This is a genomic window from Blautia sp. An81 (genome assembly GCF_002161285.1).
Lineage (GTDB): Bacteria > Bacillota > Clostridia > Lachnospirales > Lachnospiraceae > Blautia > Blautia ornithocaccae.
On sequence record NZ_NFHH01000009.1, the window covers coordinates 80,872 to 96,704 of the forward strand.

14 protein-coding genes, 4 tRNA genes and 1 riboswitch are annotated in these 15,833 nt (G+C 45.9%); of the genes, 12 read left to right on the forward strand and 6 right to left on the reverse strand.

Annotation, left to right across the window (positions count from 1 at the left end):
- Window positions 1-49 precede the first annotated feature (49 nt).
- Complete coding sequence (locus B5G33_RS09620) at window positions 50-1,921, reverse strand: heavy metal translocating P-type ATPase (RefSeq protein ID WP_242974629.1); 1,872 nt, start codon at window positions 1,919-1,921, stop codon at window positions 50-52.
- 170 nt (window positions 1,922-2,091) lie between these two features.
- A riboswitch (ZMP/ZTP riboswitch) is annotated at window positions 2,092-2,175 on the forward strand.
- A 57-nt stretch (window positions 2,176-2,232) separates the two neighbouring features.
- On the opposite strand from B5G33_RS09620, the gene B5G33_RS09625 reads away from it, so the two are divergent.
- Together B5G33_RS09625 and B5G33_RS09630 are read left to right on the forward strand one after the other, a co-directional pair.
- Window positions 2,233-4,071: an NAD(P)-binding protein gene (locus B5G33_RS09625; protein ID WP_087274302.1), complete on the forward strand. Its 1,839-nt coding sequence runs from the start codon at window positions 2,233-2,235 to the stop codon at window positions 4,069-4,071.
- Window positions 4,065-5,798: an NADH-dependent [FeFe] hydrogenase, group A6 gene (locus tag B5G33_RS09630; RefSeq protein WP_087274300.1), complete on the forward strand. Its 1,734-nt coding sequence runs from the start codon at window positions 4,065-4,067 to the stop codon at window positions 5,796-5,798. The genes B5G33_RS09625 and B5G33_RS09630 overlap by 7 nt, the downstream gene beginning before the upstream one ends.
- A 261-nt stretch (window positions 5,799-6,059) precedes the next feature.
- Here B5G33_RS09630 and B5G33_RS09635 read toward each other — a convergent pair whose 3' ends face one another.
- Complete coding sequence (locus B5G33_RS09635) at window positions 6,060-6,335, reverse strand: metal-sensing transcriptional repressor (RefSeq protein WP_087274298.1); 276 nt, start codon at window positions 6,333-6,335, stop codon at window positions 6,060-6,062.
- 336 nt (window positions 6,336-6,671) lie between these two features.
- Between B5G33_RS09635 and B5G33_RS09645 the strand changes: the two genes are divergently transcribed.
- On the forward strand, window positions 6,672-7,073 hold the full coding sequence (locus B5G33_RS09645; protein ID WP_087417499.1) for a MerR family transcriptional regulator: 402 nt from the start codon (window positions 6,672-6,674) through the stop codon (window positions 7,071-7,073).
- On the forward strand, window positions 7,070-7,915 hold the full coding sequence (locus tag B5G33_RS09650; RefSeq protein WP_204247367.1) for an acyltransferase domain-containing protein: 846 nt from the start codon (window positions 7,070-7,072) through the stop codon (window positions 7,913-7,915). Before B5G33_RS09645 ends, B5G33_RS09650 begins: the two co-directional genes overlap by 4 nt.
- 22 nt (window positions 7,916-7,937) lie before the next feature.
- Here the strand turns inward: B5G33_RS09650 and B5G33_RS09655 are convergent, their stop codons facing one another.
- Window positions 7,938-8,663 (reverse strand): nitroreductase family protein, encoded by a 726-nt coding sequence (locus B5G33_RS09655; protein ID WP_087417501.1) that lies wholly within the window; start codon window positions 8,661-8,663, stop codon window positions 7,938-7,940.
- Between the two features lie 150 nt (window positions 8,664-8,813).
- On the opposite strand from B5G33_RS09655, the gene B5G33_RS09660 reads away from it, so the two are divergent.
- On the forward strand, window positions 8,814-9,233 hold the full coding sequence (locus B5G33_RS09660; protein ID WP_087274290.1) for an HIT family protein: 420 nt from the start codon (window positions 8,814-8,816) through the stop codon (window positions 9,231-9,233).
- 151 nt (window positions 9,234-9,384) lie between these two features.
- On the opposite strand, the gene B5G33_RS09665 is transcribed toward B5G33_RS09660, so the two are convergent.
- The gene (locus B5G33_RS09665; RefSeq protein ID WP_087274288.1) at window positions 9,385-9,981 is read right to left on the reverse strand and encodes a cytidylate kinase-like family protein; all 597 of its coding nucleotides are present in this window, start codon (window positions 9,979-9,981) and stop codon (window positions 9,385-9,387) included.
- 245 nt (window positions 9,982-10,226) lie between these two features.
- Here B5G33_RS09665 and B5G33_RS09670 point away from each other — a divergent pair, with 245 nt between their 5' ends.
- Window positions 10,227-11,750, forward strand: coding sequence for an LCP family protein (locus tag B5G33_RS09670; protein WP_087417502.1), 1,524 nt, complete (start codon window positions 10,227-10,229; stop codon window positions 11,748-11,750).
- Window positions 11,751-11,857: 107 nt separating this feature from the next.
- Here the strand turns inward: B5G33_RS09670 and sigG are convergent, their stop codons facing one another.
- Window positions 11,858-12,637: an RNA polymerase sporulation sigma factor SigG gene (gene sigG / locus B5G33_RS09675; RefSeq protein ID WP_087417503.1), complete on the reverse strand. Its 780-nt coding sequence runs from the start codon at window positions 12,635-12,637 to the stop codon at window positions 11,858-11,860.
- Between the two features lie 262 nt (window positions 12,638-12,899).
- On the opposite strand from sigG, the gene B5G33_RS09680 reads away from it, so the two are divergent.
- The 4 genes from B5G33_RS09680 to B5G33_RS09695 all read left to right on the forward strand — a co-directional run bounded on the left by B5G33_RS09680 (window position 12,900) and on the right by B5G33_RS09695 (window position 13,281).
- A tRNA-Val gene (locus B5G33_RS09680) sits at window positions 12,900-12,972 on the forward strand.
- Window positions 12,973-13,002: 30 nt separating this feature from the next.
- Window positions 13,003-13,076, forward strand: a tRNA-Met gene (locus B5G33_RS09685).
- 27 nt (window positions 13,077-13,103) lie between these two features.
- A tRNA-Val gene (locus tag B5G33_RS09690) sits at window positions 13,104-13,176 on the forward strand.
- Between the two features lie 31 nt (window positions 13,177-13,207).
- Window positions 13,208-13,281 (forward strand) — tRNA-Met (locus tag B5G33_RS09695).
- Window positions 13,282-13,376: 95 nt separating this feature from the next.
- Here B5G33_RS09695 and proC read toward each other — a convergent pair.
- On the reverse strand, window positions 13,377-14,171 hold the full coding sequence (proC, locus tag B5G33_RS09700) for a pyrroline-5-carboxylate reductase (RefSeq protein ID WP_087274282.1): 795 nt from the start codon (window positions 14,169-14,171) through the stop codon (window positions 13,377-13,379).
- Window positions 14,172-14,339: 168 nt separating this feature from the next.
- Between proC and B5G33_RS09705 the strand changes: the two genes are divergently transcribed.
- Together B5G33_RS09705 and B5G33_RS09710 are read left to right on the forward strand one after the other, a co-directional pair.
- Complete coding sequence (locus B5G33_RS09705) at window positions 14,340-14,606, forward strand: toxin PIN (RefSeq protein ID WP_242971383.1); 267 nt, start codon at window positions 14,340-14,342, stop codon at window positions 14,604-14,606.
- Window positions 14,607-14,737: 131 nt separating this feature from the next.
- Window positions 14,738-15,772, forward strand: coding sequence for an ABC transporter substrate-binding protein (locus B5G33_RS09710; RefSeq protein WP_087274280.1), 1,035 nt, complete (start codon window positions 14,738-14,740; stop codon window positions 15,770-15,772).
- The last annotated feature ends 61 nt before the right edge of the window (window positions 15,773-15,833 follow it).

Genomic DNA, 15,833 nt, shown 5'->3' on the forward strand with positions numbered 1-15,833 from the left:
TTCGAGAATATTTCATGTGCCAGCTCCTTTTTCCGGCAGATGGCCAGAATTATTTTTTCCTATAGGTCAGCAGCAGGCTGGAGTTTATGATCACCAGCACAGATCCTGCATTGTGGACGAGAGCGCCTACTACGGGGTTCAGGATCCCTGTAATCGCCAGTATGATGGCTGCAAAATTCAAAGTCATGGAGAATGCCAGATTGCATTTGATCGTAGTCATCATCTTTCTGGACAGAGAAACCAGATGTGGAAGCTCCTTGATGTCATCATTTACCAGAGCAATATCGGCTGCGTCTACAGCAATATCACTTCCCACTCCGCCCATGGCAATGCTCACATGGGCTTTTTTCAGTGCAGGAGCATCGTTGATGCCATCTCCGATCATACATACCATTTCTTTTTTTTCCTGGGAAGAGGCTATGTAATTGAGCTTATCCTCCGGGAGACAGCCGGCATGGACTTTATCAATATGCAGCTGATCAGCAATGGTCCTGGCAGCATTTTCATGATCCCCGGTCATAAGTACGGGAGTGAGGCCAAGCTGTTTCAGCCTGCTGATCATTTCAGGAGCAGTTTCCCTCAGGGTATCCCAAAGGGCCGCAAATCCGCCGAACCTTTTTTCAATTCCCAGATAAATAAGAGTGCAGCCCTTTTGTATATAGTCTGCTGCAGAATCCAGGGCTTTTTGAGGTATGGAAATCTGATTCTCCTCCAGGAGAGAGGGATTGCCTGCCAGCACCTCCACGTGATCTGCCATGGCTTTTACGCCTTTGCCCGGGAGCATGGAAAAGGATTGGGGAGCTTCAGGTGCAGTCTCAGGATAAGACTGCTTGTATCCCTGGACTACTGCTTTGCCAAGGGGGTGTTCTGAACGAAGCTCAGCTTCGGCGGCAAGAAGGTATAGTTTTTCAGAGGAAATATCCGGTGAGAAACTTTCTACAGCCGCTACCTGAGGTTTCCCATAAGTGAGGGTTCCTGTCTTGTCAAAGGCAACTTGAGAGACCTGAGCCAGGCGCTCCAGAGCGTCACCTTCTCTTACCAGGAAACCATGCTTTGTAGCATTTCCGATGGCCGCCATGATGGCGGTGGGAGTGGCCAGTACCAGGGCACAGGGACAGAAGACTACCAGTATGGTCACAGCCCGGATGATCTGGCCGGATATCAGCCAGGTAAGAGCTGCAGCAGTCAGAGCGATGACCACGATCCAGGTGGCCCACCGGTCTGCCAGCCTTACGATCTTGGCCTTTCCGGCATCAGCAGACTGGACCAGACGGATCATCCGCCAGATAGAGCTGTCTTCCCCTACTCTTGAAGCTTTCATATCAAAAGAACCGAACTGGTTGACCGTTCCGCTGGATACCTCGTCTCCCGGACCTTTGTCTACCGGAAGAGATTCTCCTGTCATAACAGCTTGATCCACGGAGGTCTCTCCGGATAGGATCACCCCGTCTACAGGGATAGTCTCTCCCGGAAGAACCCGGAGTACATCATTGACAGCCACCTCTTTAGCCGGCAGGAGGATTTCTTTGCCGTTTAAGATCTTTCGTGCAGTTAAAGGGGTAAGGTGCACCAGCTTTTCAATACCAGCTCTTGCCTTGGCTACAGTAAGTTCTTCTAAAAGAGAACCGATCTGCATGATAAAGGCTACTTCGCCGGCGGCAAAGATCTCTCCGATGATCACCGAAGCAATCAGAGCCAGAGATACTAATACGTCTGCTTTAATGTCAAAACGTGTGACAAGGCCTTCTATGGCTTCTTTGATGATCGGGATCCCGCAGAGAAGAATGGCGATCCATGCTGTGTTAAAAAGAATACCTTCCGGCTCCAGAAAACTGATCAGCAGAGAGAGACCGGAGATCACGAGAAATAAAATGCTTCTTTTTGTTTCATTGAGAAACAAGTCTTTCATAGATGAAATCATAGCGCTCCTTCTTTCTTAAAATATACATATGGGGGTATATGTATAATATACCCATAGGGGTATATGAGTCAAGAGAATTTCAGAGAATTACAGAAGACTTTTGTGAGATAATTTTTATATAAAAATTAAATTGACAGAAGACATGGAATGTGGTATGTTGAATTTAAATAAAGGGTTTTTGCTGCTGACGTATAAAATGGAGTACCATGATGTGGCAAGAGCTGATAGAGAAGCCGGACGTCTGGGCGACATTTATCGGATAAGCGATAAATGCCGCCTTTTTTTTATCAGAAGAGAGGAGGAATCTTTCATTGAGCAGATTAAGTATTATTACACAGAACAAAGCCCAGGCGACAGTAGAAGAACTGTATAAAGACCTGGAAAGACGGATCAGCGCCAGTCCTCCCGGACTATGTCCTGTGGACCTGGCCTCGTCTTTTTTGAAACTTTGTCATGCCCAGTCCTGTGGAAAGTGTGTACCCTGCAGGGTAGGACTGGGCCAGCTCCAGAAGCTGATGGAGCAGGTTCTGGACGGACAGGCGGACCTTTCCGTGATCGATCTTATCGAAAAAACCGCACGGAATATTTTTTATTCCGCAGACTGCGCCATCGGCTATGAAGCTGCCAGAATGGTTTTAAAAGGAATCCGCGGATTCAGAGATGATTTCGAGGAACATATTTTAAGAGGAAGATGTAAATTTGAACTGAACCAGCCGGTTCCCTGTGTATCCCAATGTCCGGCAGGAGTGGATATTCCCGGTTATGTAGCTTTGGTAGCAGAGGGCCGATACGGGGATGCGGTGCGGCTGATCCGAAAAGATAATCCCCTTCCTGCAGTCTGCGGCCTGATCTGTGAACATCCCTGCGAGGTACGGTGCCGCAGGACCATGGTAGATGATCCGGTAAATATCCGAGGATTGAAACGATTTGCAGTAGATCATGCAGGAGATGTTCCCCTTCCTGTACCGGCGGTGGCTACAGGAAAGAAGGTAGCTGTTATAGGAGGCGGTCCGGGAGGTATCAGTGCGGCTTATTATCTCACCCTTATGGGACACGAGGTGACCATCTTTGAGCAGAGAAAGAAACTGGGCGGCATGCTCCGCTATGGAATCCCCAATTACCGTCTGCCAAGAGAGGAACTGGACCGGGAGATCAACCATCTTTTAAGTCTGGGCATTCATGTAAAGACAGAGGTAACGGTGGGAGAGGATCCCAATATCGCAGATTTAAGAGAAGAGTATGATGCAGTCTATATTGCTATCGGTGCACATATTGACAGAAAGATCGGCATTGAAGGGGAAGAAGCCCAAGGCGTCATCTCTGCTGTGGAACTTCTCCGGGAAATCGGAGACGACGAGATGCCGGATTTCACAGGAAAGGAAATCGTCGTTATAGGCGGCGGCAACGTGGCCATGGATGTGGCCCGGTCTGCGGTGCGCCTGGGAGCAAAACGGGTGCGGATCGCATACCGGAGACGGCGGGTAGACATGACTGCTATGGAAGAGGAAATCGAGGGAGCCATTGAAGAGGGCTGTGAACTTCTGGATCTTCATGCGCCGTTAAGAATCGAGGTTGATGACCAGGGCCGGGCGGCAGCTTTGTGGGTGCAGCCTCAGATCATCGGCCCTATGAAACATGGAAGACCGGTTCCCATGGTATCTACAAAAGCGCCTGTGCGTCTTGGCTGTGATATTGTGATCGTGGCCATCGGCCAGGGCATTGAATCAAAAGAATTTGAAAAACAGGGAATCCCGGTGAAACGTGGCGTTATCGAGGCTATGAGCTGGAGCGGCGTAAAGACCAAAGATATTACCGGCGTCTTTGCAGGAGGTGACTGTGTTACCGGACCGGCCACGGTTATCCGGGCAATCGCCGCAGGCAAGGTGGCGGCGGCCAATATCGATGAATTCCTGGGATACAATCATGTGATCTCCGCAGATGTGGAAATCCCCAGAGTACGTCTGGATGATAACCGCAGCTGCGCCAGAGTAAATATGAAGGTTCGTCAGGCTTCTGAGAGGATCAAGGACTTTGAGCTGATTGAAGAAGGAATGACCTGTGAAGAGGCTTGTCAGGAAGCCAGAAGATGTATCCGCTGTGATCACTTTGGATTTGGTATTCTGAAAGGAGGCAGGATTGAAAAATGGTAAAACTGACGATTAACGGAAAAAACGTGGAAGTAAAGGAAGGAACCACTATTTTAGACGCTGCGTCTCAGGCCGGGATCCGGATTCCAACCCTGTGCTTCCTGAAAGATATTAATGAAATCGGCGCCTGCCGTGTCTGTGTGGTAGAGGTAAAGGACTGTGCAAAGCTGGTGACTGCCTGCAACAATGAAGTGTGGGACGGTATGGAAGTGTTTACCAACAGTCCCAAAGTCCGGGAGAGCCGGAGAAATAACGTGGAACTGATTCTGTCACAGCATGACTGCAAATGCGCCACCTGTGTGCGGAGCGGCAACTGCAGCCTTCAGACCATTTCCAATGATCTGGGGATCCTGGATCTGCCCTTTGAGATTGAACTGCCCAGGTCCCGGTGGCCTATGGAATTTCCTCTGATCCGTGATGCGGGAAAATGTATCAAGTGTATGCGCTGTGTGCAGGTCTGTGATAAGATACAAAGCCTGAATATCTGGGATGTGGCAGGAACCGGATCCAGGACAACGGTAGATGTTTCCAGAAACAGGAAGATCAATGAATCTGACTGTGCTCTCTGCGGCCAGTGCATTACCCATTGCCCGGTAGGAGCATTAAGGGAAAGAGATGACCGCCGCAGGGTCCTGGATGCCCTGGCAGATCCAGAAAAGATCACAGTGGTCCAGCTTGCTCCGGCAGTCCGCACTTCCTGGGGAGAGTCTTTCGGCCTGTCCCGGGAGTTTGCAACCGTTAAAAGACTGGTAGCTGCTCTGCGGCAGATTGGATTTGATTATATTTTCGATACCAATTTCAGCGCAGACCTGACCATCATGGAAGAGGGCAGTGAATTTCTGGAGAGACTGAAAAAAGGCGATCTGGAGAAATACCCCATGTTTACTTCCTGCTGCCCCGGCTGGGTAAGATTTATGAAATCCCAGTATCCGGATATGGTGGATCAGCTGTCCAGCGCAAAATCTCCCCAGCAGATGTTTGGGGCAGTGGCAAAATCCTATTATGCCCAGCTTTTGGGAGTGGATCCCTCCAGGATCTTTTCCCTGTCTATCATGCCCTGTATTGCAAAAAAACATGAATGCGATATTCCGGTGATGAACGACGCTGGCGCCGGGCAGGATGTAGATGCAGTGCTGACTACCAGAGAGGTTGTCCGCCTGATCCGTTCTGAACATATTGATCCTTCCAGACTGGAAGAGGAGGAATTCGATACGCCTCTGGGAACCGGAACCGGAGCAGGGGTTATTTTCGGAGCTACCGGCGGTGTCATGGAAGCAGCTCTGCGTACTGCCTATTATCTGGTAACAGGAAGAAACCCGGATCCGGACTCTTTTAAAAAGGTCAGGGGAATGGAAGGATGGAAAGAAGCAGAATTCAATCTGGCAGGACAGACCATCCGGGTGGCGGTTGCCAGCGGACTGGGCAATACAAGAAAACTGATGAAGGCTATCCGGAAAGGCAGAGTAAAATATGATTTCGTAGAGATCATGGCCTGTCCCGGCGGCTGCACCGGCGGCGGAGGGCAGCCTATCAAGGACGGAGAAGAATTGTCTGAAGTGAGAAACACGGTGCTTTACGGGCTGGATAAAGTAAACAATCTGCGTTTTTCCCATGAGAATCCTTCCGTGATCAAATGCTATCAGGATTACCTGGGAGCGCCTCTTTCTGAAACGGCCCACCATCTCCTTCATACGGATCACCATGCATGGAAGATGCCTGGGGAAGAATGAGAGAGTGCACAGCACGTAGTAATCCGTAGGTATCATAGTTAGGGGCTTTTGCCCCCAACATCATAGGATAAGAAAGGAGCTGTCGCATTAATCAAAATCGAGAATATTTATACATTTTATTGCTCAGTCTGTGCCGCTTTGAGCCTATGGTCTCAAAGCTATGCTCGACAAATTCGCATAAAATGTATAAATATTCCTGACATATGACTAATGCGACAGCCCCTTTTCTGTACGTCTATAAAAATGTTTATCAGGACGGGTTTAGGACATTCGGGAGAAATGTTCGATGGCTTTGGCGAATTCTGCAATGGTCTTATCTGCATCGCCATGTTCGATGCCGTCTCTTACACAGTGATTTAAATGGCCCTCCAGAACCACCTGCCCTACCTTGTGCAGGGCACTTTTGGCGGCGTTTATCTGTATCAGAACATCCTCACAGGGAACATCCTCATCAATCATTTTGTCTATAGCATTCAACTGTCCCATGATCTTCTTCATGCGCCGGTGAAGGTTGGGAGCATCCATACATTGTTTCATTATCGGTACCTGCCTTTCTCAAAGAATAAAGATATTATAGCACCTGCCAGGAATTATGGGAAGAAGAGATACTTTAAAGAAAGACTATAAATATACACCGGCTTGCTCTAAAAGCGTGTTATTTATACGATTGATAATGGCCGCTATATAATTTGTGTTGCAGATATTGGCAATAGAGGGGATGTTTACAAAAGATATTGATGAAGTGATTACTAATAGGCAGGGCACAGTACAATCTGACTGTGTCTTGCTTCTTTTATAAGAAAATCCTTGACTTAGAGCAGGGTACAGGTTGTATGCTTATAGCAATAATATTCTAAAGAAAGGATGAAGACTATGACCATAGCAGAAGTCAGCAAAAAATATGATATTTCCCAGGACACCCTTCGTTATTATGAGCGGATCGGACTGATCCCGCCAGTTCCCAGGACAAAAAGCGGAATACGAAATTACGACGAGGCTTCCTGCGGCTGGGTGGAAATGATGAAGTGTATGAGAAAAGCAGGCGTACAGATTGAGGCCCTTATAGAGTATGTGGACCTTTTTCAGAAGGGAGACGATACCATTGAGGCCAGAAAAAATATCCTGGTGGACCAGAGAGAGCAGCTGATATCCCGGATGGAAGAAATGCAGGAATCTCTGGAACGGCTGAATCAGAAAATCGAGAACTATGACCGGGATATGAGAAATGCAGAGAAACGTTTAAGAGACCTGGAAGAAAAAAGACAGGGAGCATGAAATTCAATATTATGAAGGAGAACCCCATGGAAAATCTGGAAGGAATCTGCAGCCGTATTGGTCTGCAGGAAGAGGTAAGAGAGAAGATTTCAGAGATAGAACAGAAGAGCGAACTATCCTGGGCAGAAAAGGAAATCCCTGCTCTTACCGAGGAAAAAAACTGGAAGAAAGCAAGAGAGGAACTGAAGAAAAATCTGGGAGAAGACCCCAATGGAATGAAAATGCTGTTCTGTATGCTGAAAGCTGCGGTGATTTCCTGGGAAAAATATCAGAAGAAAGGCATAGAACCGGAAATTTTTGATGAGACAATGAAATGCTTTTCCAGATTTGTGGGAGAACACAGAATCAGCTATGGCTCCTATGGCTTTGACCGGGATTTCTGGACTGGAAGACAGCTTTCCCTCCAGCTTTTCAGGATTGGAGAACTGGAATATGAAAAGGTGGAGGATGAAAAAGAGGGCAGATATATTTCAATCCATATACCTTCAGATGCAGATATGAAAGAAGAAAATCTCAGGAAGTCTCTTCAGGAGGCTGGGGAATTTTTTCAGAAATATTACCCTGGGTGGAGTCGGCTCCCATATAAATGCTGTTCCTGGCTCCTCAGCCCTGTCTTAAAGGGCCTTCTGGGAGAGGGTTCCAGAATACTGGCTTTCCAGGATATGTTCCAGATAGAAGAAGTCTATCAAGACTCTGATGCATTTCTGGAATGGGTGTTTAAAAGAAAAGATATTCCTCTGGAAAAACTGCCCGAAAACACTTCTCTTCAGAGGAATATAAAAGCCCATCTCCTCTCCGGAGGCTGGGTAGGAGAAGGGATGGGCAGACTGATAGAAATCTAGCCCAGAGCTGGCCGGGACAGAGTCAGCCCTGGAACTCTTTTAGAGCGGCAGCTACAGACCGGGACATTTCCAGAGAAAAGTCTGCCTGATATTTCCGCTGACAGAATCGCTGCATCCACTGGTCAAAGTCGGAGCCTTTTAAATCAGCAATGTTTTGGCGGATTTCTTCCGGAGAAAAATCAGGATAGGCATTTTCATGGACAATAAAGTCCAGGGCAGCCCTTTTGGGTTTTTCTCTTTCCTGCTGCTGAGGAGTAGGATATCCGAAGACCAGCATCAGCGCCGGAAAGACAAACTCAGGAAGATGGAGCAGTTCCCGATGGAGCTCATAGTTTTCCATTATATCTCCGATATAACAGGAACCGATTCCCAGGCTTTCTGCTGCAGTAACGGCATTTTGGGCAGCAATAGCAGCGTCTTCTACGGCAAGGAGAAAATCTCCGGGGCCGGGCCTTCTTGGGGAGCAGCCTGCGAGAGTGAAAGCCTGATACCACTTGTGAAAATCTGCACAGAAGATCAGGACCATTTTCCCAGTGGCAATAAAAGGCTGGTTGTCACAGGTCACAGACAGTTTGTCTTTTAATTCCTGGCTGGTAATATCCAGAATGGTGTACATTTGCTGATTTCCGGCAGTAGGGGCTTCTGTGGCGGCTCTAAGAATTTTTTCTTTGCAGTCAGAGGAAATTTCCCGGTCTGTATAAGAGCGGACAGACTTTCTGACAGCCAGTGCTTTTATGATTTCATTCAATGTTTAGGATCCTCCTTTTTATGCGAATTGTTCTGCTTCAGATCATTATAGGAAAAAAGTGGATTTTTGTCTACCGGCAGGGTATTTTTTCTTGAACAGCTCCATGAAAATGAATATAATAAATACAAGTGCAGAAAGGAGGATTTTTCTATGAAGGATAGTAACTGTGCATATTGTATGGGAGGAGAACTGCTGGATAAATTTGGGATTAAGATCTGTGATCTGGATGTGAGCCAGCTGATCCTGTTTAAAGAGCAGAGTAAACCGGGAAGGTGCATTGTAGCCTATAAAGATCATGTAAGCGAGATCGTAGATATCAGTGACGAGGAGAGAAATCGGTTTATGGCAGATGTGACTCGGGCAGCGAGAGCTCTCCACAAAGCATTTCATCCCGACAAAGTAAACTATGGAGCATATGGAGATACAGGCTGCCATCTTCACATGCATCTGGTGCCTAAATACCAGGGCCAGGATGAATGGGGCGGAGTCTTCCAGATGAATCCGGATAAGAAATACCTCAGTCAGGAAGAATATGAAGAAATGATCGAAAAGATCAAAGAGTGTCTTTAAAAAATTTTGAAAAAGAAAAGAGTGGGACCGCCTCATCTGGCAAAATCGGAATGTCTCCGGCATATGCCAAATGGGGCGGTCTCCATTACTTAGGGACAGGAGACGGCTGGGAAAATGAGCCGTCTCCTGTCTTTTGACAGCTCTCCTGAATTTACAGGGCATTGTAAACATCTGCAAGAATTTTCAGGAGAAATTCCTGATCAAAGCGGCTGGTATCTATGCACATCTGATAATTGCTTAAATCCTGCCACTTTTCGTCCGTAAAGAATTCATAATAGGATTTCCTGGTCTTATCCATCTTTTTTACCAGGGTTCTGGCGCTTTTTTCTTCTCTTCCCAGGCGTTCCATGATAGACTGAACACGGTACTCAAAAGGCGCATAGACAAAGAGGCTGAAACACTTATCGCCTAAGATGTAGTTTGCGCATCGGCCCACAATGATACAGTCCTCTTTTTGAGACAGTTCCTGGATCACCTGACTTTGGGTTTCAAATAAAACATCATTCATAGGGTGAAAATGATACTGGGGCTGCATCTGCATCTGTTCTTTTACAGGAAGCCGCCATTGACTGGCTTTCTTTTCATCTACTTTTTCCAGTTCTTTATAAGGAATCTGATTTTTTTCACTGGCCAGCTGGATCAGCTCTTTATCATAAAATCCAATCCCCAGTTTTTCGGCAAGAGCCTTTCCCAGAAGCCTTCCCCCGCTTCCATACATTCGATTGATCGTAATAATACGATGTGCCATAGAAATACCTCCCTTCTGCAGACACGATATTTTATGGTTAAATTATAGCACAGATTCGTAAAATCCTCCATGAAAAAGAAACCATAAAGAAGAATAAAATTGATGAAAATCGGGAATAAAAGGGGAAAATAACAGATACTGTTGCTTTTTCTGAAAATTTATATTATATTAAAGAATGAAATGCCAAAAACAAGGGCAAAAATAGAACAAATTCTATATGTGACATGGGAAAAAGGAGCAGTAAAATGGAAAACAGAAATCGTGACAATACCACGAAATCGGCAAAAAAGAAAAAGAAGCGGATAAACCGCACTTTCCGTACTGTGGGAAAATTTCTGGTACTTATACAGATGCTTTTGACCCTGATTTTTATCGCATTTACCTGGAGACTGGGTATGATTCCTGTAAAATATGTAGCAGGTCTGGGGGCAATCCTCCTAGTATTTGCAGCAGTTTTATTTACATTCCAGTCTATTTCCAGGGGGAAGGCGATTATCAGCAAATTGGTCAGCCTGCTGATGTCAGCTGTGCTGATATTCGGATCTGTATATTTGTACCGGACGCATAATGCAATATGGGATATCAGTGGGGATACCCTGGGAACTCAGATAAACAGTATGCTAGTAGCAGTGAGAAGCGATGATCCGGCAGAAAAGGTGTCTGATACTTCTGACTATATATATGGCGTTCAACATGCAGAAGACGGAAGTGATGTGGACAAAGCTATGGAAATGGTCAATGAAGAAGCCGGAACAGAAGTTATGACAGCAGAGTACGAAACTTTGAATGAACAAGCGGGAGCCCTTTTAGATGGAAGCGTTCAGGCTATTGTTTATAACGAGGGTTACGGCAGTATCCTGGATGAGGTTTATGAAAACTTCCAGGGGCAGATAAAGATCATTGCTCAGTACAGCATTGAAACAGAGACCGATACGGCAATCCAGGGCGAGGCAGCTGAGGTAAATGTAAAGAACGAAACATTTAGTGTTTATATCAGCGGAATTGATGTATATGGACCGGTAAGTACCAAGAGCAGAAGCGACGTAAATATCATTGCTACTGTAAATCCGAGTACAAAACAGATCCTGCTTACCAATACGCCAAGAGATTATTATGTGACCATCCCTGGAGTAAGTGGAGACAGTAAAGATAAGCTGACTCATGCAGGTATTTATGGTGTGGACAAGTCTATGGAGACTCTGGAGAACCTTTATGGTATTGAAATTCCTTTCTATGCAAGGGTGAACTTTACTTCTCTGATCACTCTGGTAGACGCCATGGGGGGCATTGATGTAAATTCTGAGTATGCCTTTACTACTAATGGTGACGGCGGCGTTGCGCTCAATGTTCAGGAAGGTATCAACCATTTTGACGGACAACAGGCTCTGGCTTTCTCAAGAGAACGTTATAGTCTTGAAGGAGGAGATAACCAGAGAGGAAAGAACCAGATGGCGGTTATCCAGGCTATGATCCAGAAGATGCTGACACCGGAGATGCTGCTGAAGGCTCCGGATCTGATCTCTCAGGTCAGTGACAGTGTAGAGACAAATATGGCTATGGATCAGATTCAGGAACTGATTCAGAGTCAGTTAAACAGCGGCGGCAGCTGGAACATCAAGTCAGTAGCAGCAGAGGGAACTGGAGACAGCCAGTACTGTTATTCTATGCCAGGGACTGCTCTGTATGTTATGCAGCCAGATCAGGCAAGTGTGGACAGCATAAAGAGCGAGATGCAGGCTGTGACAAATGGAGAAATCCTTACACAGTAATTTGCATATAGCAGAATATAATGAAGCAAAGAGGGGATTCCTCAGTCATTTAGGACTTTGGAATCCCCTCTTTTTTAATCCTGCAAAGCAGGATTCCTAAAAAACACTCAAGTACGGAGATATGAGCGCATATTTTTCAGCGCATGTTTTTCCAGGCGGCTGACCTGAGCCTGGGAAATGCCGATTTCCTGGGCTACTTCCATCTGAGTTTTTCCCTGGTAAAAACGCATCTCTATAATATTTCTGTCCCTTTCATCCAGACGTTTCAGGGCTTCTTTCAGAGAAATATCTTCTACCCAGTTTTCCTCTTTATTTTTTTTGTCACTGATCTGATCCATGACATACAGTGTGTCTCCGCCTTCTGTATATACTGGTTCATATAGGCTTACCGGGCTTTGGATAGCATCCAGAGCATAGACGATCTCTTCTTTCTCAATTCCAATCTCACTGGCGATTTCATTGATGGTAGGCTCTTTCAGATTTTGTTTTATATAGTTTTCTTTTGCATAAATAGCTTTGTAGGCTGTGTCTCTTAAAGAACGGCTGACCCGGATAGAATTGTTGTCCCGGAGATAACGGCGGATTTCTCCAATGATCATGGGGACGGCATAAGTAGAAAATTTTACATTCAGAGTGGTATCAAAGTTGTCGATGGCTTTTATCAGGCCGATGCAGCCGATCTGGAATAAATCATCGGGATTTTCACTGCTGCTGGAAAAACGTTTGATAACGCTTAAGACCAGACGGAGATTTCCTTTGATATACTGTTCTCTCGCTTCCATGTCACCTTGTTTTATCCGTTCAAACAACACCTCTTTTTCATCATTTGTGAGAATGGGAAGTCGTGAAGTGTTCACTCCGCAGATTTCAACCTTATTAAGTGCCATAGCAAGAATCCTCCTGTCGCATAATAGAAATGCTGCTAATGCAGATGTTCTCTTAAAATGATTCTCACCAGGCAGAAACAATATACGGCTAAGGAGAAAATTTAATAAAGTTTTGACCCTTGACAGTAACAAAACCTTTACTTTTGCGGACAGATAAATACTTATATTAGAAAAAATGAGAAATTTTGAAAAAAACTGTTGACATTTCTGCGAAACATATTATATAATAGCAAAGCAGTCGGCGATAAGGCCGAATGAGAACGGGATCTTAGCTCAGCTGGGAGAGCATCTGCCTTACAAGCAGAGGGTCATAGGTTCGAGCCCTATAGGTCCCATTCTTTTGCAAAAAAGCAGAAGAGAAATGTGGCGAGATAGCTCAGTTGGCTAGAGCATACGGTTCATACCCGTAGTGTCGAGGGTTCGAATCCCCCTCTCGCTACTTGCCGAAAGGCATTAAAAATGAAATGGGATCTTAGCTCAGCTGGGAGAGCATCTGCCTTACAAGCAGAGGGTCATAGGTTCGAGCCCTATAGGTCCCATTCTTTTGCGAAAAAAGCAGAAGAGGAATATGGCGAGATAGCTCAGTTGGCTAGAGCATACGGTTCATACCCGTAGTGTCGAGGGTTCGAATCCCCCTCTCGCTATGAATAAAAACAGGCTGTCCTTTTGGACGGCCTGTTTTCTTTTACATAAAATCTGATATTTGCTGAAGAGATGGACAGAAGGAAGTATGCAGAACTCAGAGCTTCCTGGTCTTGGCGATGCAAGCCCGCACTGCATCCATTACTGCAGAACGCATACCTTCTTTTTCCAGTACGTTTACTCCTTCTATGGTGGTGCCTCCGGGAGAGCAGACCATATCTTTCAGAGCTCCGGGATGAAGGCCGGTTTCCAGGACCATTTTTGCACTTCCTAAAACAGACTGGGCTGCAAATTCATAAGCCTGTTTTCTGGGCATTCCCTCGGCTACTGCACCGTCTGCCAGGGCTTCTATGAACATAAAGACAAATGCAGGAGAACTTCCGCTGACAGCTCCTACGATATCCAGGATAGGCTCTGTGACTACTGCAGCTTTTCCGAAAGAGCCTAAAAGACTGAGGACTTTGGAAATTTCTTCCTGAGATACCAGATCATCGGGACAAACGCCGGTGATCCCTTCACCTACCAGAGCGGGAGTGTTGGGCATGGTGCGGATAATCTTGCGGTTCTGACCAAAATGTTCTTTCAGCCATGCCAGAGTCTTTCCGGCAGCAATGGATACAAGGACCTGCTCTTTTTTCAGACTATCTCGGATCTGATCAGCTACTTCTTCACAGAACTGAGGTTTTACAGCCAGAAAAAGATAATCTGCCTGGGAGGCTACAGCCAGGTTGTCTATAGTACAGGTAATGCCCAAAGTGTCCTGTACCTTTAGGGCAGAGGATTCTGTTTTTACAGAGGCAATGATTTCTTCTCTGGTTACGATTCCCTTTTTTAATGCGCCGTTAATGACTGCAGAAGCCATATTTCCGCAGCCGATAAATCCAAATTTCATTTATGAGACCTCCTGTTGTTTTTTCTCCATTATGAAGGCCGGGGGAGAATTTTGCAAGAGTGAATTACGCAGGTGTCCCTTGTAACCCCAGTCCAGATGTGCTATCCTAAAAGACAGCAGTCTGGCTGATGACCGGACTATTTTCGTGAGATAAAGGAGAAGAAAATTATGAACATAAGCAAAGAAGTATTTACCGTTTATCACTGTAAATCCTGCAACAAGATCGAGGTGACCCAGTATATTTCCAGAGAGCAGATGGAAGAGCTGGGATTTACTGAAGAAGAGCTGCGGCCTATCTGCCCGGTTACTGGAAGTTCAGACCTGGAAGAACTTGGCCAGATGACAGAGAATGAACTGCGCCATTTTTCCTACAGCGACGTTGAAGGAATCAAGAAATATATGGAGGACAGAAAAAATCCGGCTCCTCGTCTGTAGGAACGGTGTCAATTCCCGGAAAAGTACATATTTTATAATATACCCCGCGCAAGAAAAAGCCTGCTGCGGGGCTTTTCTTTCATATTGTTTCTGAAAGAATGAGAAGATGTATTTTAGGAAGGGAGAAAAGCATGAAAAAGATTACCGCTTTCCTTTGTACTGGGATTCTGGCCCTGGGGCTTTTGCTTACAGGCTGCGGGGAAGATAAGACAGCAGAAGAAACCGGAGAAGAAACTGCCCAAAGAGAAGAACTGCAAAGAGTTACACTGAACGAAGTTGCCCATTCTATTTTTTACGCGCCTCAGTACGTGGCTATAGAAGAGGGCTATTTTGTGGAAGAAGGCATTAAGCTGGAATTAGTTACCGGTTTTGGGGCTGATAAGGTAATGGCTTCTGTGCTTTCGGGAGAATCAGATATTGGCTTTATGGGGTCAGAATCTTCTATTTACGCCTATCAGCAGGGAGCCAACGATCCGGTGATAAACTTTGCCCAGCTTACCCAGAGAGCCGGAAACTTTGTGGTGGCAAGAGAAGAAATGCCGGATTTCCAGTGGACAGATCTGATTGGCAGGGATGTTCTCGGAGGAAGAAAAAGCGGAATGCCGGAAATGGTTTTTGAGTATATCCTGAAACAGAAGGGAATCGATCCGGATAAAGATCTGAATATTGACCGCAGCATTGATTTTGGCTCTACAGCGGCGGCTTTTGCAGGAGGACAGGGAGAATTCAGTATTGAATTTGAGCCTTCCGCCACTGCCCTGGAACAGGAAGGGGCAGGATATGTTGTGGCATCCTGCGGTGTAGAATCCGGATATGTGCCATATACGGCATACAGTGCTAAAAAAAGCTATATAGAAAAGAATCCGGAAATCATACAGGGATTTGTCAATGCTCTTCAGCGGGGGATGGATTATGTGAATACCCATACTCCTGAGGAGATAGCCAGGATCATCCAGCCTCAGTTTGAGGAAAATGACCTGGAAACCATTACTACGATTGTGGAGAGATATCAGGAGCAGGATACCTGGAAAGAAAATCTTATCTTCCAGGAAGAAAGCTTTGAACTGCTCCAGGATATTCTGGACAGTGCAGGGGAGCTGGAAGAGAGAGTTCCCTATGAGGAACTGGTAGATGTATCCTATGCTGAAAAAGCTGTGGAAAAGTAGCAGAAGATAAAGATAAGCAGCCGGAAAGGGATGGCTTCAAAGAGAAAGCTTTCAGACAGTT